The sequence below is a fragment of the Pseudonocardia sp. genome (assembly GCF_035305885.1).
Classification (GTDB): domain Bacteria; phylum Actinomycetota; class Actinomycetes; order Mycobacteriales; family Pseudonocardiaceae; genus Pseudonocardia.
The window spans coordinates 1-20,265 of the sequence record NZ_DATGOP010000132.1 but is presented as its reverse complement, the minus strand read 5'-3'; the positions used below and the strand labels follow the sequence as shown (position 1 = coordinate 20,265).

The window sequence follows — 20,265 nt, the reverse complement described above, 5'->3', positions numbered from 1 at the left end:
AGAGAACGGACGAAACACCCACCATGGCGAACTTCACCGCCGCCGACGTCAAGAAGCTCCGGGACCTGACCGGTTCCGGGATGATGGACTGCAAGAAGGCGCTCGAGGAGGCCGAGGGCGACTTCGACAAGGCGGTCGAGCTGCTGCGCATCAAGGGCGCCAAGGACGTCGGCAAGCGCGCGGGCCGGGAGACGGCCAACGGGCTCGTCGCGGCCGAGGGCGGCACGATGGTCGAGCTGAACTGCGAGACCGACTTCGTCGCCAAGAGCGACGATTTCCAGGCGCTGGCCGACAAGATCCTCCGCGTCGCGATCGAGCAGAAGCCAGCCGACGTCGACGCCCTCAAGAAGGCGCCGCTCGACGGCGGCACCGTCGAGGACGCGGTGCAGGCCCTCTCGGCCCGCATCGGCGAGAAGCTCGAGCTCAAGCGCTACGTGCACGTCGACGGCCCGGTGGCGCTGTACCTGCACCGCCGCGCCTCGGACCTGCCGCCCGCCATCGGCGCGATCGTGGCCTACGAGGGCTCGAGCGACGAGGCGGCCAAGAGCGTGGCCATGCACATCGCCGCGGCCCGCCCGCAGTACCGCACGCGGGACGAGGTGCCCGCCGAGGTCCTGGAGAACGAGCGGCGCATCGCCGAGGCCACCGCCCGCGAGGAGGGCAAGCCCGAGCAGGTGGTGCCCCGCATCGTCGAGGGGCGTATCAACGGCTTCTACAAGGACGTCGTACTGCTGGAGCAGCCGTCGGTCCACGAGCCGAAGAAGACGGTGAAGGCCCTGCTCGACGAGGCGGGGGTCACCGTCAAGGAGTTCGCCCGCTTCGAGGTGGGCCAGGCCTGAGCCGACAACGGACGAAGGCGACGCGATGACGACCCTACGGACCGGCCCCGGTGGCCCCGGTTACCGCCGTGTGTTGCTCAAGCTCGGCGGCGAGATGTTCGGCGGCGGGGGCGTCGGGGTCGATCCGAAGGTCGTCGAGACCGTCGCCCGCCAGATCGCCGAGGTGGTCGCCACCGGGGCGCAGGTCGCGGTGGTGATCGGCGGCGGCAACTTCTTCCGCGGTGAGGAGCTGCAGCAGCGGGGCATGGACCGGGCGCGCGCCGACTACATCGGCATGCTCGGCACGGTGATGAACTGCCTCGCGCTGCAGGACTTCCTCGAGCGCGAGCACCACGTCGACACCCGCGTGCAGACGGCCATCACGATGGGCCAGGTCGCCGAGGCCTACATCCCGCGCCGCGCGATCCGGCACCTCGAGAAGGGCCGCGTCGTCATCTTCGGCGCGGGTGTCGGCATGCCCTACTTCTCCACCGACACCGCGGGCGCGCAGCGCGCGCTGGAGATCGGGGCAGAGGTCGTGCTCCTCGCGAAGAGCGTCGACGGCGTCTACACCGCCGACCCCAAGGTCGACCCCGACGCGAAGCTGTACGACGAGATCACCCACCGCGAGGTGCTCGAACAGGGGCTCAAGGTGGCCGACGCCACCGCGTTCAGCCTCTGCATGGACAACAAGATGCCGATCATCGTGTTCAACCTGCTCGTCGAGGGGAACATCGCCCGAGCGGTTCGGGGTGAGAGGATCGGCACCCTGGTCAGCACCCAGGAGTATGCGGAAGGCAGGGACACGCCGTGATCGACGAGACGCTTCTCGACGCCGAGGAGAAGATGGAGAAGGCCGTCGCCGTCGCGAAGGACGACCTCGCCACCGTGCGCACCGGCCGGGCCACCCCGAACATGTTCGCGCGGGTGCTCGTCGACTACTACGGGTCGATGACGCCGATCAACCAGCTCGCCTCCATCACCGTCCCGGAGGCGCGTCTGGCCGTCATCAAGCCGTACGACCAGAGCCAGCTCAAGGCCCTCGAGACGGCGATCCGCAACTCCGACCTCGGGCTCAACCCGAGCAACGACGGGCAGATCATCCGAGTGGTCATCCCCCAGCTGTCGGAGGAACGCCGACGCGAGATGGTGAAGGTGGCGCGCAGCAAGGGCGAGGACGCGCGCGTCACGATCCGCAACATCCGCCGCAAGGCGATGGAGGAGCTGCACCGCATCGCGCGCGACGGCGAGGCCGGTGAGGACGAGGTGAGCCGCGCCGAGAAGGAGCTGCAGAACACCACCGACAAGTACGTCCACCAGGTCGACGACCTGGTCAAGCACAAGGAAGCCGAGCTGCTCGAAGTCTGACCGGTGACCGCTTCCTCCCCGCACACGACGGCGATGGTGCCCCCGGCCCGCCGGCCCTCGCGGGCCGGGCGCGACCTGGTCGCGGCCATCACCGTCGGTGTCGGCCTGGGCATCGTCATCCTGGCGTCCCTGCTGGTCGAGCGGCACTTCTTCATCGGGGTCCTCGCGCTCGCCGCGGCCGTGGGCACGTGGGAGCTCGCGGGCGCGCTGCGCCGCGGCGCGGGGATCGCGATCCCGCTGCCCGCGCTTCTCGTCGGCGGGCAGGCGATGGTGTGGGCCTCGTGGCCGCTCGGGCTGACGGGGCTCGCCGTCGCGTTCGCGGTCACGGTGCTCGCGGTGCTGCTGTGGCGGATGCCCGCCGGCTCGCAGGGCTACCTGCGGGACGTCGCGGCCGGGGTGTTCGCGGCCGCCTACGTGCCGCTGTTCTGCTCGTTCGCGGTGCTGCTCGTCGTCGCCGACGACGGGCTCGGCCGCGTGCTCACGTTCCTGATCTGCGGGGTGGCCTCCGACATCGGCGGCTACGCCACGGGCGTGCTGATCGGCCGCCACCCCATGGCCCCGACGATCAGCCCCAAGAAGTCCTGGGAGGGCTTCGCCGGGTCGCAGGCCGCGGGCATGGTGGCGGGCGCGCTGAGCGTGCACCTGCTGCTCGGCGGCCCCTGGTGGGCGGGCGCGCTCACCGGCGCGCTGCTCGTCACCTGCGCCACCGTCGGCGACCTGATCGAGTCGATGGTCAAGCGCGACCTCGGCATCAAGGACATGGGCACCCTGCTGCCGGGCCACGGCGGGTTGCTCGACCGGATGGACTCGCTGCTGCCCACCGCGTTCGTCGCGTGGGCGTTGCTCAGCATCGTCGTGCCGTGAGGTCGTTACGGCGCCTCGCCGGCGTCGCGCCGGAGGACGCGGCGATCCCGAGCCCGAACATCTGGAACTGGCCCGACGTGTACGAGCGCGAGAACCGCGCGCAGGACGTCGAGGGCGCGATCTGGGCGGCGCTGCGCGAGACCGTGCCGTGGCGCGGCGCCGACGTGCTGGACGTCGGCTGCGGCGACGGCTTCCACCTGCCCGTCTTCGCCGCCGAGGCCGCGTCCGTCACCGGGGTCGAGCCGCACGCCGGGCTGGTGGAGCGGGCGCGGCGGCGCGTCGGTGGCCGGGCGACGGTGCTCCAGGCGGGCGCGGCCGCGCTGCCGCTCCCGGACGCCAGCGTCGACCTCGTGCACGCCCGTACCGCCTACTTCTTCGGCCCGGGCTGCGAGCCGGGGCTCGCCGAGGCCGAGCGCGTGCTGCGGCCCGGTGGCGCGATCGCGATCGTCGACCTCGACGCCACCGTCCCGCCCTACGGGGACTGGATGCGCGCCGACCTGCCGCGCTACCGCCCGGACCGGGTCGAGCAGTTCTTCGAGCGGCAGGGCTTCTCGATGCGGCGCATCCGGACGATCTGGCGCTTCCCGGACCGCGACACCCTCGAGGCCGTGCTGCGGATCGAGTTCTCGCGCCCCGTCGCAGAACGCGCGATCGCCCAGACCACCGGCCTCACGTTGGCCGTCGGCTACCGGCTGCACGTGCGTCGCAAGGAGACGTTCCGCGCGTGACCCGGCGACGCCCCGCGGGGCGTTCTCGCTACCGTGGCGGCATGCGCGGGACTCCGGTGCCCTACCTCGAGCCGATCGTCGGCGCCGCGTGGTGGACGGTCGGCGCCATGGCGCTCGACGCCGGGATCGGCACGGTCGTGCTGGCCGCCGGGCTGGGTGTCACGGGAGTGCTCGTGATGGCGCTGCGGCGCCGCTACGGGCCGGGCGACCCCCTGCCGCGTGGTGGACGGGGCCGCTTCCTGCGGCTCCTCGGGGTCACCGCGGCGTTGGTGGCCGTCGCCTCCACCGCGCTCGCGCGGCTGACGTGGGGGGAGCTCGCGGTCCCGGTGGCCGCGGTCATCATCGGCGTCGCGACGATGATGCTGGCCTCTCAGCTGGACGTGCGGGCGATGCTCGCGCTCGGGGGCGCGCTGATGGTGCTCGGTGCGGCCGGAGCGCTGCTCGCACTGAGCTCGGCGGGCGCGCTGTACCCGCAAGGGCTGGTGGGGCTCGTCGCGGGCGGGCTGTTCTGGCTGACGGGCGCGCACCGCACCGGCCTGCTCGCCGAGGCGCACTACCGCGTCCGCCGCTGACCTCCCCCTCGCGGGGGAGCGGGTTCACCCCGTCCCGGGAGGATCCGGGCCACCGGCCGGGAGATCGTCGCCGGCATGGACATCGCGTACGCGCCGGCCGGGCGGCGCACCCGTACCCGCACCTCGAGCGTGCCCCTGGCCGCGGCCGCGTGGTCGGCCGCCACCGGCGCGCTCGGGCTGTGGTGGTCGAGCAGGCCCGAGCACTACCCGTTCCCGCCCGATCCCGGCACCACCGCCGGCACGCTGCTCGACGTCGTACCCCCGGCGCTCGTGCCGCCCGCGCTGGTGGCGGCCGGAGCCGTGGGCCTCGGGGCGGCCGCGCTCGCCCGCGCCGGCTGGGCCCGGCGCGTCGTCCTGCTCGTGGCGGCGGCGTGGTTCGCCGTGTTCGGGCTGGCGGTACCGGGCCTGCGCCCGCTCGTCCTCGCCGGCTACCTGATGGCGGTGTTCGGGCCGGTCGTGCTGTTCGCCACCGTGCTCACCGGGGCGTGGCGCTGGCGGGGCGGTCCCCTCGCCGTCGGGGCGTTCGTGCTGGTCGGGTCGGCTGCGTGGGGTACCGGGCTCGCCGACGGCGACGTGGTCCGGCGCTACCTCGCCGTCCTGGGGTCGGCGCTGCCGCGCACCGTGCCGCCGCTGTTCGCCGCGTTCTTCCTGACCGGTGGCCTGATGTGGGCGGTGCTGGGCGCCCGGACGGCGCTCGGCGACCGGACGAGCGGGCAGCTCCCCGCCTGGATGCGCCCCGATGCGACGGCCCGGTGGGGACGGACGGCGACGTTCGTCGCGGCCGCTTGCGCCCTGCCGTACGGCCTGCTCCGGCTGACCTGGCTCACGCCGTGGCCGTTCGGCATCGACCCGGCGGCCTTGGCGGCGGCGCCGGAGATGCGGCTGCACGGCCTGCTGCTCGGGCTCGCCGCGCTCGCCGGTGCCGTGCTCACGACCGGGCTGGTGGCGCGGTGGGGCGAGGTCTGGCCGTGCTGGGTGCCGGTCGTGCGGGGACGAGCGGTGCCGCCGGCCGCGGCCGTCGTGCCGGGTGCGGTGGTGGCGGCGTTGTTCACCGTGGCCGCGGTGCCGATGGTGGTCATCACCGTGGCCTCCGGCGACCTCTTCGGGCTCGTGGTGTTCCCGTTCTTCGGCTGGGGACCGGCGCTCGCGATCGCCGTGCTGGGCTACGCGCTCCGCCGCGCCGGGGGAGCGCCCGACGGTGCTGGCACAATCGGGGGGTCATGACTTCCCTGCCCCTCGTCTTCGAGGCGCCCCGGCGTGCCCAGCCGCCGCGCCACCTCGCTGACCTCGACCCGGCCGACCGCCGGGCCGCCGTCGGCGAGCTCGGCCTCCCGGGGTTCCGCGCCGACCAGCTCGCCCGCCACTACTTCGGCAGGCTCACCGCCGACGTCGGCGCGATGACCGACCTGCCCGCGGCCGCCCGCGACACGTTGCGCGAGCTGCTGCCGCCGCTGGTCACGCCGGTGCTCGAACAGGCCTGCGACGACGGGGCCACCCGGAAGACGCTCTGGCAGGCCCACGACGGCACCCGCGCCGAGTCGGTGCTGATGGGCTACCCGGACCGCGCCACGGTCTGCGTGTCCAGCCAGGCGGGCTGCGGGATGGCGTGCCCGTTCTGCGCCACGGGGCAGGGCGGGCTGCAGCGCAACCTGTCCACCGGGGAGATCGTCGAGCAGGTCCGGCAGGCCGCCGCCGCGGCCCGCGACGGCGCCCTCGGCCGCCCCATGCGGCTGTCCAACGTCGTGTTCATGGGCATGGGGGAGCCGCTCGCCAACTACAAGCGCGTGGTGGCCGCCGTCCGGCGCATCACGGCCCCGGCGCCGGACGGGCTCGGGATCTCCGCTCGCGGCGTCACGGTCTCCACGGTGGGGCTGGTGCCGGCGATCGACCGGCTCGCGAACGAGGGGCTGCCGGTCACGCTCGCCGTGTCGCTGCACACCCCCGACGACGAGCTGCGCGACACGCTCGTGCCCGTCAACAACCGCTGGAAGGTGACGGAGGTGCTCGACGCGGCCCGCCGCTACGCGCGGACCACCGGGCGGCGGGTGTCGATCGAGTACGCGCTGATCCGCGACGTCAACGACCACCCGTGGCGCGCGGATCTGCTCGGCACGCTGCTGCGGCAGCGGGTCGGCGCGTCGCGCGTGCACGTCAACCTCATCCCGCTCAACCCCACGCCGGGCAGCAAGTGGGACGCCTCGCCGCGGCGGGTCCAGGACGAGTTCGTGGCGCGCGTGCGGGCCGCCGGGATCGCGTGCACCGTGCGCGACACCCGCGGGCGCGAGATCGCCGCGGCGTGCGGTCAGCTCGCCGCCCAGGCCTGACCGACGACCGCCTCCAGCAGCGGCAGCTCGCGCCCGGGCAGCGAGCCGGACGGCACGGCGCCGATCCGCCGGGCGCCCATCGCGAGGTAGAAGGGCTCGGCGTGCGGGTCGGCCTCGATCCGCAGCCGGGTGAACCCCAACGCCGCCGCCGTGGCGAGGACGTGGCGGTAGAGCGCCCCACCCACCCCGGTACCGATCGCCCGCGGCTCCACGAAGAGCAGCCCGAGCTCGCCGTCGGGCGGGGCGCCCTCCAGCGAGGCGACCCCGCGCACCCCGGTCTCGTCCTCGGCGACGACGACCCGCCTGCGCGCGACGTCGTCCGCGGCGATCGCGAGCTCGTCCCGGCACGCGGCGAGGAACTCCTCGTCGTACCCCCAGTGCGCCTTGGACCGCAGGACCAGCTCGGTGAGCTCGGTCGCCTCGTCGGCGCGGGCCGGCCGGATCCGCACGTCAGCCCCCGGCGAGCACGTCGGCCAGGTCGAACGTGACCGGCCGCTCCAGCTGCTCGTACGTGCACGAGCGCGGGTCGCGGTCGAGGCGCCAGCGCACGAACTGCGCGGTGTGCCGGAACCGGTCGCCTTCCATGTAGTCGTAGCGGACCTCGACCACCCGCTCGGGCCGCAGCGGGACGAAGGACAGGTCCTTGCCCGCGTTCCAGCGGCTGGTCTCGTTCTTGCGCGGGGTGCGCTCGCCCTGTTCGTGGGCGGCCCAGTTCCACGGGTGGTCGTCGAACGTGGTGACCAACGGCTGGAGCTCCTTCAGCAGCGCCCGCCGGGTGGCCATCGGGAACGCGCCGACCACGCCGACCGAGTTGAGCACGCCGCGGTCGTCGTAGAGGCCGAGCAGGAGCGAGCCGAGCGCGTCCGGGCCGGACTTGTGCACCCGGTACCCGGCCACCACGCAGTCGGCGGTGCGCTCGTGCTTGATCTTGCTCATCACCCGCTTGTCGGGCTGGTAGGGCAGGTCGGGCTTCTTCGCGATGAGCCCGTCCAGCCCGGCCCCCTCGAACTGCTGGAACCACTGCCTCGCCGTGTCGAGGTCGCGGGTGAGCGGGGTGACGTGGACAGGCGGCGCCGCGTCGGCGAACGCCTCCTCCAGCAGGGCGCGGCGTTCGGCGAACGGGCGTTGGGTGAGGTCGTCGTCGCCGAGCGCGAGCAGGTCGAACGCGATGAAGCTCGCCGGCGTCTGCTCGGCGAGGAGGTTGACGCGGCTCTCCGCCGGGTGGATGCGCTGCTGCAGCGCCTCGAAGTCGAGCCGGTTGCGGGCGGTGTCGGCCACCACGATCTCCCCGTCGACCACGGCGCGCTCGGGGAAGTTCGCGATGACGGCCGCGACGACCTCGGGGAAGTAGCGGGTCATCGGCCGCTCGTTGCGGCTGCCGATCTCCACCTCGTCGCCGTCGCGGAAGATGATCGAGCGGAAGCCGTCCCACTTCGGCTCGTACATCTGGCCTGCGGGGATGTCGCCGATCGGTTTGGCCAGCATCGGCGCGACGGGCGGCATGACCGGGAGCTTCACGGCCGCCAGTCTGCCGCATGGCCCGTGTTTGTGCCGGTATGCATGAGTCATGCATGACACGAGGAGGACGGCGAACCTGCTCGGGGCGACCGCACTGGCCGTCACCGACCTCGCCCTCGCGGGCGCGGCCGGCGCCGTCGGGGTGAGCGGCAGCGGCGCCGCCGCGCTGGTCGTGCTCGGTGCGGACCCGGGCATCAGCGTCACGGAGCTGGGCAGGCGGGTCGGCCTGACCCAGTCGGCGGCCGCCCGGATGGTCGACGCCCTGGAGGCGCGCGGCCTCGTCGAGCGGCGGCCGACGTTCGGGAAGTGGGTTGCCGTCCACCCCACCGACGCGGGCCGGAGGGCCGCGGCGACCCTGCTGGACGCGCGCGGGGACCGGCTCGCCGCCCTCGTCGGTGCGCTCCCGCCGTCCGATCAGGAGGCCCTCGCCGGGCTGCTGGAAGGGCTGCTGCGCGCGCTCTACGCCGAGGTCGGCAGCGCCTGGCGGGTGTGCAGGCTGTGCGACCGGCCCTGCTGCACCGAGGCGGGCGCGGTCTGCCCGGTGGGGCAGGCCGAACGGGACGCCACCGGTGGGTGAGGCGCTCGCCCTCGGCGCCGCGCTGTGCTTCGGGATCACCGACTTCGCGAGCGCGCTGCTCGCCCGTCGTGTGCACAGCGCCGCGGTCGCGCTCGTCGCGCAGCTCGGGGGCACGGCGCTGGTTTCGGGTGCGGCGGTGGTGGTGCCTGCGTCGTCGGTGACCACGGGCGCGCTCGGGTGGGGAGCGCTGTCCGGGGTCGGGACGGGGATCGGGGTCGCGTTCCTGTTCCGCGGCATGGGCAACGGGCAGCTCTCGGTCGTCGTGCCGCTGAGCGATGTCGCGGGCGTGGTGGTGCCGGTCCTGTTCGGCGTGCTCCTGCTCGGGGAGCGGCCGTCGGCCACCTGCTGGCTCGGGATCGTCGCGGCCGCACCCGCGCTGTGGCTCGTCACCGGCGCCGGGACGCGGCGCGGCTCGGCCGCCGGGAGCGCCGACGGCCTGCTGTCGGGGCTCGGGTTCGCGCTGCAATTCGTCGCGCTCGTGCCGGTGGACCCGGCGGCCGGCCTGTGGCCGCTGGTGGCGAGCCGGGTCGCGTCCGTCGCCGTCCTGGTGGTCGTGGTGCTGCGCGCGGGTGCGCGCGTGCGGATGCCGCGGCGGCTCGCGCTGGGGTGCGCGGCCAGCGGCGCGGTCGGGACGCTCGCGATCGCCTGCTACACGTTCGCGACCCGGGAGCAGCTGGTCTCGGTGGCCGTCGTGCTCTCGGCGCTGTACCCGGTGGTGCCGGTGCTGCTCGGGCTCACCGTGCTGAGGGAGCAGCTCACCCGGGGGCAGGCCGCCGGGCTCGGGCTGGCCGGGGCCGCGGTCGGTCTGATCGCGCTCGCCGGCTGAGTTCCGGTCGAATGCCGGGGAAGTGCCACCGCCGTTCCTGTTGAGCGCGGCGCCGCCGGTGTTTGGTCGTTGGCATCGCTCACGACCACCGGAGAGGAGCAAGAGATGCACACCATCGCACGTCACGTCCGCCGCGCCGGGGCCGTCCTGCTCGTCGCGGGCGCGGTGGGGCTGGGCATCGCCGCACCGGCCGCCGCGGCGCCGCAGCCCAGGGGTGAGGAGCGCTGCACCGGCCCGTTCGACGGGGTGAGCGTCTGTTATCGGCTCGACCGGGGCCAAACGCCCGACCAGACGACGGTGACCGCGATCGTGCGCGCCGAGGCCGGGCGGACCCTGCAGGGCGCTCTGGTCGCGATCGAGGCGTGCGACCCCGCCTGCAAGCCGGTCGGGGTGGAGACCGGGCGCAACGCCACCGCCGTCGACGTCACCCGGCCGTACGGGCGCGGCGTCGGCTTCTACCGCGCCAACGCCAGCTGGGTGGACGACCGTCAGCACCTGCACACCGGCGTGACCGCCGAATAGGTGCGGCGAACGGTGGAAATGGCTGGCCCGAACGGGCGACCGTCGGGGCGGATCCGTAATACCCGCCGCGGCCCCCGCGCTGAGTTCGTAGAGGACGCAGGAGAGCGGGGGGCTCGTGATGGTCTTCGGGGATCTGCTTCGCAGCCACCGGCTGCGGGCCGCGCGCACCCAGGAGGAGCTGGCCGAGCAGGCGGGCCTGAGCGTGCGGGCGCTCGGGAAGCTCGAGTCGGGGGAGACCGTCCGGCCGCGGCCGGTCACCGTGCGGCTGCTGGCGAGCGCCCTCGGGCTCACCGGGACGGAGCGGGCGGCGTTCACCGCGGCCGCGTTCGGCATCGGGCCGCTCGGCGAGGACGGCCCGCGCCACCGGGCCACCGCCTGAGGCAGCGGGGTGGCCCGCTTCAGCCGCGCCGAGCTGGAGGCCGCGCGCGAGCGCACGATCGACGACGTGCTGCCCGGCCCGGGGGACCCGCCGCTGCGGGTGCTGTTCTGCGGCATCAACCCCGGGCTGGTCTCCGCGGCCACCGGCCACCACTTCGCGCGGCCGGGCAACCGGTTCTGGCCCGCGCTGCACGGCGCCGGGTTCACCCCGCGGCTGCTCACACCCGCGGAGCAGGGGGAGCTGCCCGCGCTCGGGCTGGGCATCACGAACCTGGCGCCGCGGGCGACGGCCCGGGCCGACGAGCTCACGCCCGCCGAGCTCGTCGCGGGCGCCGGGCGGCTGAGGGAGCTGGTGGCGCGGTACCGGCCGGCGTGGCTCGCCGTCGTCGGGGTGACGGCGTACCGGCTGGCGTTCGGGGCCCCGCGGGCGGCGGTCGGGCCACAGGAGGAGCGGATCGGTGACACCGGGGTGTGGGTGCTGCCGAACCCGAGCGGGCTCAACGCCCACTGGCAGCTGCCGGGCATGATCGCGGAGTTCGCGCGGCTGCGGGCGGCGGTCGAAGCGGGGTAGCCGGCCGCCCAGGCCACGACGCGCGGGGACCGAGAGGCGACGCGCCCGGGCCGCGACTCGCCCGCATCCAGAGCGCGACTCGCCGACGCCCAGCCCGCGACTCGCCGACACCCGGCGCGCGACTCGCGGGTCAGTCGAGGGGCTGGGGCTCCTCGTCGGGCGGGGCCTCGCCCTCGCGTTCGTCGCGGTCGGCCCACTCGAGCAGCTCGTCGATCGGGAAGACGGCGTCGTCGATGCCCTCGTGCAGGTCGCCGAGCTCCGCGTATCGCGGCGGGACGGTGGCGATGGTGAAGTCGCGCGGGTCGGCGTCGTCGATCTCGTCCCACCGGATCGGGGTGGACACCACGGCCTCGGGCACGCCGCGCACGGAGTAGGCGCAGCGGATCGTGTGGTCGCGGGTGTTCTGGTTGTAGTCGACGAAGATCGACTTGGGGTCGCGGTCCTTGCGCCACCACGTCAGGTCGACGAGCTTGCAGCGGCGGGCGACCTCGCGGGCGAACGCGTGCGCGGCGCGGCGGACGTCGGCGAACCCGTGCTCCGGCGGGATCCGCACGTACACGTGCAGGCCCTTGCCGCCCGAGGTCTTCGGCCAGCCGACCGCACCCAGCTCGTCGAGCACCTCGTGGGCGACGTGCGCCACGCGGCGGACGTCGGCGTAGTCGGCTTCGGGCATCGGGTCGAGGTCGATGCGCCACTCGTCGGGCTTCTCGGTGTCGAAGCGCCGGGAGTTCCACGGGTGGAACTCGACGGTGGACATCTGCACCGCCCACACCACGTCGGCGATGTGTTGCACGCACAGCTCGTCGGCCGTGCGGTTCCAGCGGGGGAAGTGGATCCGGACGGTCTGCACCCAGTCGGGCGCGCCCTTCGGCAGCCGCTTCTGGTGCACCTTCTCACCGGTGACCCCGGTGGGGAACCGGTGCAGCATGCACGGCCGGTCGCGCAGCGCGCGCACGATGCCGTCGGAGACCGACATGTAGTACTCGGCCAGGTCGAGCTTGGTCTCCCCGCGGGCCGGGAAGTAGACCCGGTCGGGGTTGGAGATCCGCACGACCCGGTCGCCGACCTCCAGCTCGACGGCTGGCCCCGCCATCGCCGGCTCAGCGCCGCCAGGACGTGCGCTTGCGCACCGAGTGCGCCACGAGCCCGATCGCCATGACGATCGCGAGGCCGACGAGCCAGACGTTCGCGGTGTGGTTCACCAGGTTGTTGTTGGTGAAGTTGAAGACGACGAGGAGGAACACGCAGAACCAGCCGGCGATCACCATGCCGCGCGGGAAGCCGCCGTGCCAGCCCCACTCGACCGAGGGCTCCTCCTCGGGGTCGACCTCCGGCCGACGCGCCAGCTCACGGGTGTTCCTCGCCACCGAAGTCCTCCTGGTCCGCCTGAACTACGGCCCTCATCGTCGCACAACACGGCGCCGGGGATGATGGACGGTGATGACCAGTCGCTCCGTCGTCGTGCTGGGGTCCACCGGCTCCATCGGCACGCAGGCACTCGAGGTCGTCGCCGCCCACCCGGACCGGTTCACGGTCGCGGGCCTCGCGGCCGGCGGCCGGGACACCGACCTGCTGGTACGGCAGGTGCGGGAGCACCGCGTGCCCCGGCTCGCCGTCGCGAGCCACGACACCGCCGCCGAGCTGCGCGAGCGGCTCCCCGGCGTCGAGGTGCTGGCCGGGCCGGACGCGGCGACCGAGCTCACGGCCACCGCGGGCGCCGACACCGTGCTCAACGGGATCACCGGCTCCGTGGGGCTCGGGCCCACGCTGGCCGCGCTCGCCTCCGGCGCCACCCTCGCGCTCGCCAACAAGGAATCGCTGGTGGCCGGCGGATCGCTGGTCACGGGCGCCGCCGCGCCGGGCCAGATCGTGCCGGTCGACTCCGAGCACTCCGCGCTCGCCCAGTGCCTGCGCGGAGGGCGGACCGACGAGGTCGAGCGGCTGGTGCTCACCGCGTCCGGCGGCCCGTTCCGCGGGCGGCGGCGCGAGGAGCTCGCGGACGTCACCGTGGACGAGGCGCTCGCCCACCCCACGTGGGCGATGGGCACGGTCATCACGATCAACTCGGCGACACTGGTCAACAAGGGCCTCGAGGTCATCGAGGCGCACCTGCTGTTCGGGGTGCCCTACGAGCGGATCGACGTGGTCGTGCACCCGCAGTCGATCGTGCACTCGATGGTGACGTTCACCGACGGCTCCACGCTCGCCCAGGCCAGCCCGCCGGACATGAAGCTGCCGATCGCGCTCGCCCTCGGCTGGCCGGACCGGCTCACCGGCGCCGCCCCGCCCTGCCGCTGGGACGCCGCGCAGAGCTGGACGTTCGAGCCGCTGGACGACGACGCGCTCCCCGGCGTGCGGCTGGCCAGGGCGGCCGGCGCGGCCGGCGGGAGCGTGCCCGCGGTGTTCAACGCCGCGAACGAGGAGGCCGTCGCCGCGTTCGTGGCCGGCGAGCTGCCCTTCGCCGGCATCTTCGAGGTGCTGGAGGAGGTGCTCGACGCGGCCGACGGCTGGACCGCCGACCCCGCTACCGTGGCGGACGTGCTGGCGGCGGAGGAATGGGCGCGGGCGCGCGCGGGCGAGCTCGCGGCGTCGCGGAGGAAGGCGCTCCCGAGGGGAGCGGGGCTGTCATGATGTTCGTGCTCGGGATCCTGCTGCTGTTCGCCGGGATCATGTTCTCGGTGGCCTGGCACGAGCTCGGCCACTACCTGGCGGCGCGCAAGTTCGGCATCAAGGTCCCGGAGTTCTTCGTCGGGTTCGGCAAGACGCTGTGGTCGCGCCAGGTCGGCGAGACGGAGTTCGGCGTCAAGCTGATCCCGCTCGGCGGCTACGTCCGCATGATCGGCATGCTGCCGCCGGCCAAGGGCGAGACGCTGGGCCGCAGCCGCCGCACCGGCCCGTTCCAGGGCCTCATCGACGACGCCCGCAGGCAGTCGGCGATGGACGTCCGGCCCGAGGACGCGCACCGGCAGTTCTACACGCGCGCCCCGTGGAAGCGGATCGTCGTGATGGCGGCGGGGCCGTTCCAGAACCTGATCCTCGCGGTGGTGCTCTTCGCGATCGCGATCATGGGGATCGGGGTGCCGACGAACAGCACCACGATCGCGACGGTCAGCGAGTGCGTCCTCCCCGCGTCGGCCCCGGCCACCGACGTGTGCCCCGCCGACGCCCCGCCCAGCCCGGCCGCGGCGGCCGGGCTGCGACCCGGCGACAAGATCGTGGCCTTCAACGGCGCGCCCGTGGTGGAGAACGACTGGCGGGCCCTGCAGGAGGCCATCCGCGCCGCCTCCGGCACCGTCACGATCACGGTGGAGCGCGGCGGCGAGCGGCTCGACCTCACCCCCACGCTGATCCGCACCGAGGCCCGCGACCTCGACGACCCGGACCGCATCGTGGAGGCGAGCTTCCTCGGCGTCACCCCGGTGCGGACGATCGCGCGGCAGGGGCCCGACGCCGTGGTCGTGGCGGTCGGTGATGTGATCGTCCGAACCGGTCAGGCCATCCTCAACCTGCCCGAGCGGCTGCCCAACCTGTTCGGCTCGGCGTTCCTCGGCGCCGAGCGCGACCAGGACGGGCCGGTCGGCATCGTGGGGGTGTCGCGGATCGGGGGCGAGTTCCTGGCCTCCGCGGAGTTCACCGCCACCCAGCAGGTGCTGTTCCTGTTCAACCTGCTGGCGCTGGTGAACATCTCGCTGTTCATGTTCAACCTGCTGCCGCTGCCCCCGCTCGACGGCGGGCAGATCTTCCCCGCGCTGTGGGAGGCGGTGAAGAAGCGCATCGCGCGGATGCGCGGCCGGCCCGACCCGGGCCCGGTGGACGCGGCGAAGCTGCTGCCGATCGCCTACGTGGTGGCGCTGCTGTTCATCGGGTGGTCGGCGATCCTGCTGGTCGCCGACGTGGTCAACCCGATCCAGCTGCCGTTCTGACCGGTGGGGGTGATGCATCAGGCGGCGGTCGTGGCGATCCGTCGGGCCGACGTCCGGCCGTGGCTGTTCACCCCGCCCCACGACGCCGCTCGGCGCGGACTACCCGGAGGACGACGTTCTGGTCCGTCGTCTTCGACGACGGGGGCTTCGAGCTGCCGGCCCGAGGCCCGGTGGATGACGAGGGGCGGATCCTCGTGTGACGGTCACCGGGCCGCGGCGCCCTCCACCGAGCGGGACCACTCCTCGGCGTGGCGGCGCTGGTCCTCCACCGTGGCGAGCAGGGCGGGATCGGCCTCGGCGAAGGTGTCGACCACGTCGCTCGAGCGGGCCGGCTCGCCCATGCGGATCACGTAGACGCTGAGGCCCCCGCCCATGTCGCGCTGCATGGCGCTGGGGTAGGTGTCGAGTCGGGAGCCCTGGACGGCGACGAACCAGCCCTCCGGCTCGAGCTGCTCGCGGAACCGGACGAGCGCGTCGAACATGTCGTGGGCGCTGACCTCGAGCGCGGGCCCGGACCACTCCAGCTCCGCCCGGTACACGTCGTCCGGGCCGCGGCCGATCCACCACCAGCGGATCACCGCGCGCTGGCGCTCCTCGCCGCGGACCAGCAGCACCGGAACGGTGTCGGACCGTTCGTCGGTCGCGCGCGGGTGTGGCACCGGGCCGGGGTGGTCGCGGGCGTAGGTCTCCGAGGCGAGCACCCGCTCCAGCTCGCGGCGGATCGTCGGCACGTCGACGAACTTCGCGATCGCCGCCGTCGCCGCCGACTCCCCGGTGTCGAGGATGCCGAGCAGCAGGTGCTCGGGTCCGAGGTGCTGGTGGCCGCGCCGTCTGGCCTCGGCCTCGGCGTGCTGGAGCACGTTCCGGTAGTGCGACGTCGGGTGCAGCGGTGCGTCGTCGGTCGGCACGGCCCCCATCGTGGTCCGAAACGCGCTCCGGCGCAGGGCCGTTCGGCGATACGGGCCATCGTGGGCCTCACCACCGGTGGAGGTCGGGCCGGCGGAGGCGCCTCCCGCCGGAGGTCGTCCTGCGCGCAGGCTCGCTCCCACAGACGGGCAACGGCACCGGGCCCGAGGTCGGGCAGCGGGACCCCGAGTGGACCGGCGAGCAGGTTCGCGAACTCCTCGACGGACTCCACCGCGCTCACCGTCCGCCCGCAGGTGCCCAGCCGCCGCAGCGTGCGGGACAGCAGCAGGAGCGTGTGGGCCACCCCGGGGGCGCGCCACCACGAGCGTCGTCACGTACGGCGACTCGGGGGACGTGGCGAGCCGGTGCGAGTGCCCCTCGAAGTCGGCGAGCTCGCGCGGTTCCCGGCGGAAGTCGTAGGAGCCGATGCTGCCGCGCGGGTGGTGCACGAAGCGCCAGGTCTCGTCGTCGAGCCGGTCCAGCCGGTAGGTGAACCCGTGCTGCTCGTGGACGCCCTCGCGCAGCGGCAGCGGGTCGAGGAACCCGTCGCCGATCCCGGCGTCTGCGAGCCACCGCCGCCCGTCGGCGTCGACCAGCAGCACGGTGTGGTTGCCCCACGCCGCGTCGCCGCGGGTCGCGCGCAGCACGCCCGCCTCCGCCGTCGTCACCGGGAAGCCCGCAGCGCGCAGCAGCGCGGCGAGCCCGCCGTTCTGCTCGTAGCAGTAGCCGCCGCGCCGTCGCGTGACGATCTTGTCCAGCAGGCTCGGCTCGTCCAGGCGGATCTGCCTGCCGAGCTGGATGTCGAGGTTTCGTACGGCACGGCGCGGCGCCAGGCGCGGTGCAGTGCCACGAGGGTGGCGGCGTCTCGGCCGAGCGGGCCGGCGTAGCCGATCCGGCGGAGCATCGCGTCGAGCACCGCGGCCTCCTAACCGATAGATGACCCTCCGCTTCATCCCACAATACGGTAGGAAATCCTCCGGTTACACTCGGCGCGTGCCCGATCAGGAACGCGGCCGCGGGATGCGGGCCGACGCACGGCTCAACCGCGAACGCATCGTCGCCGCGGCGCGCGAGCTGGTCGCCGAGCACGGGCCGGACACCACCACGGAGGCGGTCGCGCGCCGCGCGCGGGTGGGCATCGGCACCGTGTACCGGCACTTCCCGGACCGCGCGGCCCTCGTGCGCGCGCTCGCGCTCGACAGCTTCCAGCGAGTGGTCGACCTGGCGCGGACCGCCGAGGACGAGGAGCCGACCGCGTGGGCGGCCCTGTCGCGCTTCGTCCTCGACGCCGCCGACGAGCTGCGGCTCGCCACGTGGCTGTCGATCTGGTTCGCGAGCACCTGGGACGAGCTGCGGGCCGACCCGGAGAACCGGCGGCTGCGGCGGCTCTTCCTGGCGATCCTCGACCGCGTCGTGCGCCGCGCCCAGCACGAGGGCGCCCTCCGCGCGGACGTCGCCGTCGACGACGTCGCGCTGCTGCTCGCCGCGCTCCTGCGGCCGATCCCCGGAATCCCACCCGCCGAGGCGCAGCGCAGCGCCCGGCGCCACCTCGTGCTGGCGCTGGACGGGCTCCGCGCCGGCGGCCCCGCCTCCCCCTTGCCCGAGCAGGGCGTCCGCATCGCCCGGACGCGCGGCGACGACTAGGTTCGAGGCGTCATGAGCGACAGCACCCCGCTGGGGGACTTCCTCAGAGCGCGGCGCGAGGCCGTCACGCCGCGGGACGTGGGGCTGCCCGGGCACGGCCGCCGCCGGGTGCGGGGGTTGCGCCGCGAGGAGGTCGCCATGCTCGCCGGCGTGAGCGCCGACTACTACGTGCGCCTCGAACAGGGCCGCGAGTCCAGCCCTTCGCTCCAGGTGCTCGACGCGATCGCCGCCGCCCTCCGCCTCGACGGCGACGCCCACGACCACCTGCGCCGGCTCGCCCGGGCGCCCCGGGAGCGGCGGAGCGCCCCGGCCGGCCCCGACCAGGTCAGCCCGCAGCTGTTCGAGCTGATCGACGGCTGGCCCGACACGCCCGCCTTCATCCTGGGGCCGGCCCTCGACGTCCTGGCGCACAACGCGCTCGCCGCGGCCCTGCACAGCGGGTTCGAGCGGTTCGACAACCTCGCCCGCATGGTCTTCCTGGACCCGGCCGGGCGGACCTTCTACCGGGACTGGGAGCAGGCCGCGGACTCGTCCGTGGCCGAGCTGCGCGCCGCGTACGGCCACGACCCCGGCTCCCCGCGGATCGCCGAGGTCGTCGACCTGCTCCGCGCGGGGAGCCCGGAGTTCGCCGAGCGGTGGGCGCGGCACGAGGTGATGCGCAAGACCCGGCAGGCGAAGCGCCTCGCCCACCCGGACGTGGGCGAGCTGGACATCCGACTCCAGGCCTTCCGCGTCAACGACGCCCCGCACCAGCAGCTCGTCGTCTACCAGGCCGCACCGGCCGGCGCCGCCGCCGTGGCCTTCGCCGAGCTGCGGGCCCGCGCCGCGCGGCAGGACGAGGCGCGCAGCAGCGCTCGATGATCCGACGAACGGCGCGTTCGCCCGATGGGTTTCGACGAACGCGCCGTTCGCCGGAACGCGTGGGAGCCGGTCAGGCGGCGAGCAGGTGCCCCGCCCCCGGGACCTGCGGCGGCAGGCCCAGTTCGGTGAGGATCCGGTGCGCCGTGGCCGTCGCCGCGGACAGGACGGGCAGCCCGGCCTCGGCCTCGATCGCCTCGACCGACTCCAGCGAGGGCATCTGCACGCACGCGGAGACCACGAGCGCGTCGGCGCCGGTCAGGTCGAGCTTGCGCCAGTGCTCGCGCAGGTCGGCGGGGTCGAGGCGGGCGACGGCGAGGTTGTCGGGCACCTCGAGCGACAGGGCGTCGGTGACCTCGACGCCCGCGTCCTCCAGGTAGGCCACCACCAGCTCGGTGAGCGGCTTCAGGTACGGGGTGATGATCGCGACCTTGCGCGCGCCGAGTGCCGCGATCCCCGACAGCAACGCGCCCGCGCTGGACACGACCGGTGCCTGCGCGCCCTCGGCGCGCAAAGCGGCCCTGATCGTCTCCTCCGCGGTGCAGTGGTAGCCGGGGCCCTGGGCCATGATCGCGACCAGGCAGGCGGTGGCGACCACGTCGGGACGGACGTCCGCCAGCTCCGCGGCCGCCCGCTCGGCCTGCGCGTTCATGGCCCGCAGCTGCTCGGGCGTCACGTGCTGCATGCGCGCCCGCGCCGAGTGGAAGACGAACCGGTCCCGCGGGTGTTCCCGCTCGCGGGCGGCGAGCATCCGGGGCAGCTCGGTCTCCATCGTGCGGTTCGAGCTCGGGACGATCATCCCGACGTGGTGCGTGCCCATGCTCAGCGCCTGCCCGCGGGGCGCATCTCCGGCACGGTCAGCTCGCCCGCGTCGACGATGAGTTCGTCGTCGAGGTACAGCGAGCAGCCGCGCATGGGGATGTCGAAGTGGCAGGGGGTGTCGTTGGGGCCGCCGAGCTCGTTGTTCGGGCCGATGGAGAACATGACGTTGCCGTAGAAGCTGCGCAGCTCCATGCCCATGCCCCCGCCGAACTGGGTGAGCCCGTGCCAGTGGGCGCGTTCGTCGAGGCCCCAGCCGACGTGGCTCATGCCGTAGCCGCGCGGGTCGTCGAAGCTCTTGATGTAGGAGTCGAGAAGCTCGGCGTCGAGGCTGGAGTGGCCGTCGAGGCCGCGGATGTCGCGGATGAACCCGGCCTCGATGGTGAACTCCACCGGTGTCTGCACGTAGGTGTTGAACGGCAGCAGGACGTCGCCGGGCGCGAGGACGATCCGGCCGTCGACCCCGTCGTCGGCGCCGCCGGTGAACACGAACGCGGCGGGCCAGTGGTCCCAGCGGCCGGGCTGGTCGGTGTAGCCGTACTCGCTCATCGTCGGGTACACGCCGAGCCGGTAGGTGACGTCGGTGCCGTGCGGGCTGGTGATCCGCATGGTCTGGGCCTTGGCGAGCAGCTCGGCGCCGACCTCGACGCGCTCGCGCAGCTCCTTGGTCGGCATGAGGCGGGCCAGCAGCGGGGCGGGCTCGACCGCGGTGAGGATCCGGGTGCCGGCGGCCTGGATCTCGAACTGCTCCTTGGAGAACAGCAGGAACGTGCAGTCGACGAGCATGTCGACGGACTTGAGCGCCTCGACCGCGAGCGGGTTGGTAGCCAGCCCGGAGTCGCCGACGGCCCACGCGCCGCTGGGCGTGGCCGGGTTGGGCAGGCGCAGGTGGAAGGTGGCGGCGCCGAGCTTCTGCGCGGCCCACATGAACGCGCTCGCGTACTCGGCGCGGTCGTCGCCCCTGGTCAGGACGGCGACGGTCTCGCCATCGTGCACCCCGGACAGCGTCAGCTGCTGCAGGCAGATCTCGTTGAACAGGTTCTGGTCCA

24 protein-coding genes and 1 pseudogene are annotated in these 20,265 nt (G+C 74.0%); 17 read left to right on the top strand and 8 right to left on the bottom strand.

Translation table 11 applies throughout. From position 1 onward, the window contains the following. The first annotated feature begins 23 nt into the window (after positions 1-23). The 8 genes from tsf (at position 24) to rlmN (ending at position 6,674) form a co-directional block, all read left to right on the top strand. The gene (gene tsf, locus VKZ81_RS30290; RefSeq protein ID WP_324245154.1) at positions 24-839 is read left to right on the top strand and encodes a translation elongation factor Ts; all 816 of its coding nucleotides are present in this window, start codon (positions 24-26) and stop codon (positions 837-839) included. 25 nt (positions 840-864) lie between these two features. Continuing rightward, complete coding sequence (gene pyrH / locus VKZ81_RS30285) at positions 865-1,632, top strand: UMP kinase (RefSeq protein WP_324245153.1); 768 nt, start codon at positions 865-867, stop codon at positions 1,630-1,632. Further along, positions 1,629-2,186 (top strand): ribosome recycling factor, encoded by a 558-nt coding sequence (gene frr, locus VKZ81_RS30280; RefSeq protein WP_324245152.1) that lies wholly within the window; start codon positions 1,629-1,631, stop codon positions 2,184-2,186. Before pyrH ends, frr begins: the two co-directional genes overlap by 4 nt. A 33-nt stretch (positions 2,187-2,219) precedes the next feature. Continuing rightward, positions 2,220-3,050: a phosphatidate cytidylyltransferase gene (locus VKZ81_RS30275; RefSeq protein ID WP_324245209.1), complete on the top strand. Its 831-nt coding sequence runs from the start codon at positions 2,220-2,222 to the stop codon at positions 3,048-3,050. Then, entirely contained in the window at positions 3,047-3,778 is a 732-nt protein-coding gene (locus VKZ81_RS30270) for a class I SAM-dependent methyltransferase (RefSeq protein ID WP_324245151.1), read from the top strand. Before VKZ81_RS30275 ends, VKZ81_RS30270 begins: the two co-directional genes overlap by 4 nt. A 41-nt stretch (positions 3,779-3,819) precedes the next feature. Beyond that, the gene (locus VKZ81_RS30265) at positions 3,820-4,350 is read left to right on the top strand and encodes a hypothetical protein (RefSeq protein WP_324245150.1); all 531 of its coding nucleotides are present in this window, start codon (positions 3,820-3,822) and stop codon (positions 4,348-4,350) included. Between the two features lie 75 nt (positions 4,351-4,425). Continuing rightward, complete coding sequence (locus tag VKZ81_RS30260) at positions 4,426-5,574, top strand: hypothetical protein (protein ID WP_324245149.1); 1,149 nt, start codon at positions 4,426-4,428, stop codon at positions 5,572-5,574. Next, positions 5,571-6,674 (top strand): dual-specificity RNA methyltransferase RlmN, encoded by a 1,104-nt coding sequence (gene rlmN / locus VKZ81_RS30255; RefSeq protein WP_324245148.1) that lies wholly within the window; start codon positions 5,571-5,573, stop codon positions 6,672-6,674. Before VKZ81_RS30260 ends, rlmN begins: the two co-directional genes overlap by 4 nt. On the opposite strand, the gene VKZ81_RS30250 is transcribed toward rlmN, so the two are convergent. Together VKZ81_RS30250 and VKZ81_RS30245 are read right to left on the bottom strand one after the other, a co-directional pair. Beyond that, positions 6,653-7,123 carry a GNAT family N-acetyltransferase gene (locus tag VKZ81_RS30250; RefSeq protein WP_324245147.1) on the bottom strand — a complete coding sequence of 157 codons (471 nt, stop codon included), beginning with the start codon at positions 7,121-7,123 and terminating at the stop codon, positions 6,653-6,655. The two genes, rlmN and VKZ81_RS30250, sit on opposite strands and share 22 nt — an antisense overlap. Position 7,124: 1 nt before the next feature. Next, positions 7,125-8,192 carry an ATP-dependent DNA ligase gene (locus VKZ81_RS30245; RefSeq protein WP_324245146.1) on the bottom strand — a complete coding sequence of 356 codons (1,068 nt, stop codon included), beginning with the start codon at positions 8,190-8,192 and terminating at the stop codon, positions 7,125-7,127. Positions 8,193-8,241: 49 nt separating this feature from the next. Between VKZ81_RS30245 and VKZ81_RS30240 the strand changes: the two genes are divergently transcribed. The 5 genes from VKZ81_RS30240 to mug all read left to right on the top strand — a co-directional run bounded on the left by VKZ81_RS30240 (position 8,242) and on the right by mug (position 11,066). Continuing rightward, a complete protein-coding gene (locus VKZ81_RS30240) occupies positions 8,242-8,769 on the top strand; it encodes a MarR family winged helix-turn-helix transcriptional regulator (RefSeq protein ID WP_324245145.1) in 528 nt (175 codons plus the stop codon). After that, positions 8,762-9,595, top strand: a complete 834-nt coding sequence (locus VKZ81_RS30235; protein ID WP_324245144.1) for an EamA family transporter — start codon at positions 8,762-8,764, stop codon at positions 9,593-9,595. Before VKZ81_RS30240 ends, VKZ81_RS30235 begins: the two co-directional genes overlap by 8 nt. Positions 9,596-9,700: 105 nt before the next feature. Continuing rightward, positions 9,701-10,117, top strand: coding sequence for a hypothetical protein (locus tag VKZ81_RS30230; protein ID WP_324245143.1), 417 nt, complete (start codon positions 9,701-9,703; stop codon positions 10,115-10,117). Between the two features lie 118 nt (positions 10,118-10,235). Beyond that, positions 10,236-10,496, top strand: a complete 261-nt coding sequence (locus VKZ81_RS30225; protein ID WP_324245142.1) for a helix-turn-helix domain-containing protein — start codon at positions 10,236-10,238, stop codon at positions 10,494-10,496. Between the two features lie 9 nt (positions 10,497-10,505). Then, positions 10,506-11,066, top strand: coding sequence for a G/U mismatch-specific DNA glycosylase (mug, locus tag VKZ81_RS30220; protein WP_324245141.1), 561 nt, complete (start codon positions 10,506-10,508; stop codon positions 11,064-11,066). Positions 11,067-11,196: 130 nt separating this feature from the next. On the opposite strand, the gene ligD is transcribed toward mug, so the two are convergent. Both ligD and VKZ81_RS30210 read right to left on the bottom strand, forming a co-directional pair. Continuing rightward, positions 11,197-12,159, bottom strand: coding sequence for a non-homologous end-joining DNA ligase (gene ligD, locus VKZ81_RS30215; RefSeq protein WP_324245140.1), 963 nt, complete (start codon positions 12,157-12,159; stop codon positions 11,197-11,199). Between the two features lie 7 nt (positions 12,160-12,166). After that, complete coding sequence (locus tag VKZ81_RS30210) at positions 12,167-12,433, bottom strand: DUF2631 domain-containing protein (protein ID WP_324245139.1); 267 nt, start codon at positions 12,431-12,433, stop codon at positions 12,167-12,169. Between the two features lie 73 nt (positions 12,434-12,506). Between VKZ81_RS30210 and dxr the strand changes: the two genes are divergently transcribed. Then, positions 12,507-13,697 carry a 1-deoxy-D-xylulose-5-phosphate reductoisomerase gene (gene dxr, locus VKZ81_RS30205; RefSeq protein WP_324245138.1) on the top strand — a complete coding sequence of 397 codons (1,191 nt, stop codon included), beginning with the start codon at positions 12,507-12,509 and terminating at the stop codon, positions 13,695-13,697. Beyond that, positions 13,694-14,989 (top strand): M50 family metallopeptidase, encoded by a 1,296-nt coding sequence (locus VKZ81_RS30200; protein ID WP_324245137.1) that lies wholly within the window; start codon positions 13,694-13,696, stop codon positions 14,987-14,989. Before dxr ends, VKZ81_RS30200 begins: the two co-directional genes overlap by 4 nt. 203 nt (positions 14,990-15,192) lie before the next feature. Here VKZ81_RS30200 and VKZ81_RS30195 read toward each other — a convergent pair whose 3' ends face one another. Further along, positions 15,193-15,897, bottom strand: coding sequence for a Clp protease N-terminal domain-containing protein (locus tag VKZ81_RS30195; protein ID WP_324245136.1), 705 nt, complete (start codon positions 15,895-15,897; stop codon positions 15,193-15,195). A gap of 366 nt (positions 15,898-16,263) precedes the next feature. Beyond that, positions 16,264-16,848, bottom strand: a pseudogene (locus VKZ81_RS35280) (arylamine N-acetyltransferase family protein); the annotation flags it as partial. A 40-nt stretch (positions 16,849-16,888) separates the two neighbouring features. On the opposite strand from VKZ81_RS35280, the gene VKZ81_RS30185 reads away from it, so the two are divergent. Further along, positions 16,889-17,539 (top strand): TetR/AcrR family transcriptional regulator, encoded by a 651-nt coding sequence (locus VKZ81_RS30185; RefSeq protein ID WP_324245134.1) that lies wholly within the window; start codon positions 16,889-16,891, stop codon positions 17,537-17,539. A 12-nt stretch (positions 17,540-17,551) separates the two neighbouring features. Beyond that, the gene (locus VKZ81_RS30180; RefSeq protein ID WP_324245133.1) at positions 17,552-18,400 is read left to right on the top strand and encodes a helix-turn-helix transcriptional regulator; all 849 of its coding nucleotides are present in this window, start codon (positions 17,552-17,554) and stop codon (positions 18,398-18,400) included. Positions 18,401-18,470: 70 nt separating this feature from the next. Here the strand turns inward: VKZ81_RS30180 and VKZ81_RS30175 are convergent, their stop codons facing one another. Both VKZ81_RS30175 and VKZ81_RS30170 read right to left on the bottom strand, forming a co-directional pair. After that, complete coding sequence (locus VKZ81_RS30175; protein WP_324245132.1) at positions 18,471-19,217, bottom strand: maleate cis-trans isomerase family protein; 747 nt, start codon at positions 19,215-19,217, stop codon at positions 18,471-18,473. Between the two features lie 2 nt (positions 19,218-19,219). Next, the coding region (locus VKZ81_RS30170) for a 2,5-dihydroxypyridine 5,6-dioxygenase NicX family protein (RefSeq protein WP_324245131.1) at positions 19,220-20,265 on the bottom strand (1,046 nt) is incomplete at its 5' end.

Coding starts and splice junctions, on each gene's coding strand:
- tsf (WP_324245154.1), top strand. CDS start 24: ATGGCGAACTTCACCGCCGCCGACGTCAAGAAGCTCCGGGACCTGACC.
- pyrH (WP_324245153.1), top strand. CDS start 865: ATGACGACCCTACGGACCGGCCCCGGTGGCCCCGGTTACCGCCGTGTG.
- VKZ81_RS30275 (WP_324245209.1), top strand. CDS start 2,220: ATGGTGCCCCCGGCCCGCCGGCCCTCGCGGGCCGGGCGCGACCTGGTC.
- VKZ81_RS30265 (WP_324245150.1), top strand. CDS start 3,820: ATGCGCGGGACTCCGGTGCCCTACCTCGAGCCGATCGTCGGCGCCGCG.
- VKZ81_RS30260 (WP_324245149.1), top strand. CDS start 4,426: ATGGACATCGCGTACGCGCCGGCCGGGCGGCGCACCCGTACCCGCACC.
- rlmN (WP_324245148.1), top strand. CDS start 5,571: ATGACTTCCCTGCCCCTCGTCTTCGAGGCGCCCCGGCGTGCCCAGCCG.
- VKZ81_RS30240 (WP_324245145.1), top strand. CDS start 8,242: ATGCATGACACGAGGAGGACGGCGAACCTGCTCGGGGCGACCGCACTG.
- VKZ81_RS30230 (WP_324245143.1), top strand. CDS start 9,701: ATGCACACCATCGCACGTCACGTCCGCCGCGCCGGGGCCGTCCTGCTC.
- VKZ81_RS30225 (WP_324245142.1), top strand. CDS start 10,236: ATGGTCTTCGGGGATCTGCTTCGCAGCCACCGGCTGCGGGCCGCGCGC.
- ligD (WP_324245140.1), bottom strand. CDS start 12,159: ATGGCGGGGCCAGCCGTCGAGCTGGAGGTCGGCGACCGGGTCGTGCGG.
- dxr (WP_324245138.1), top strand. CDS start 12,507: ATGACCAGTCGCTCCGTCGTCGTGCTGGGGTCCACCGGCTCCATCGGC.
- VKZ81_RS30200 (WP_324245137.1), top strand. CDS start 13,694: ATGATGTTCGTGCTCGGGATCCTGCTGCTGTTCGCCGGGATCATGTTC.
- VKZ81_RS30180 (WP_324245133.1), top strand. CDS start 17,552: ATGAGCGACAGCACCCCGCTGGGGGACTTCCTCAGAGCGCGGCGCGAG.
- VKZ81_RS30175 (WP_324245132.1), bottom strand. CDS start 19,217: ATGGGCACGCACCACGTCGGGATGATCGTCCCGAGCTCGAACCGCACG.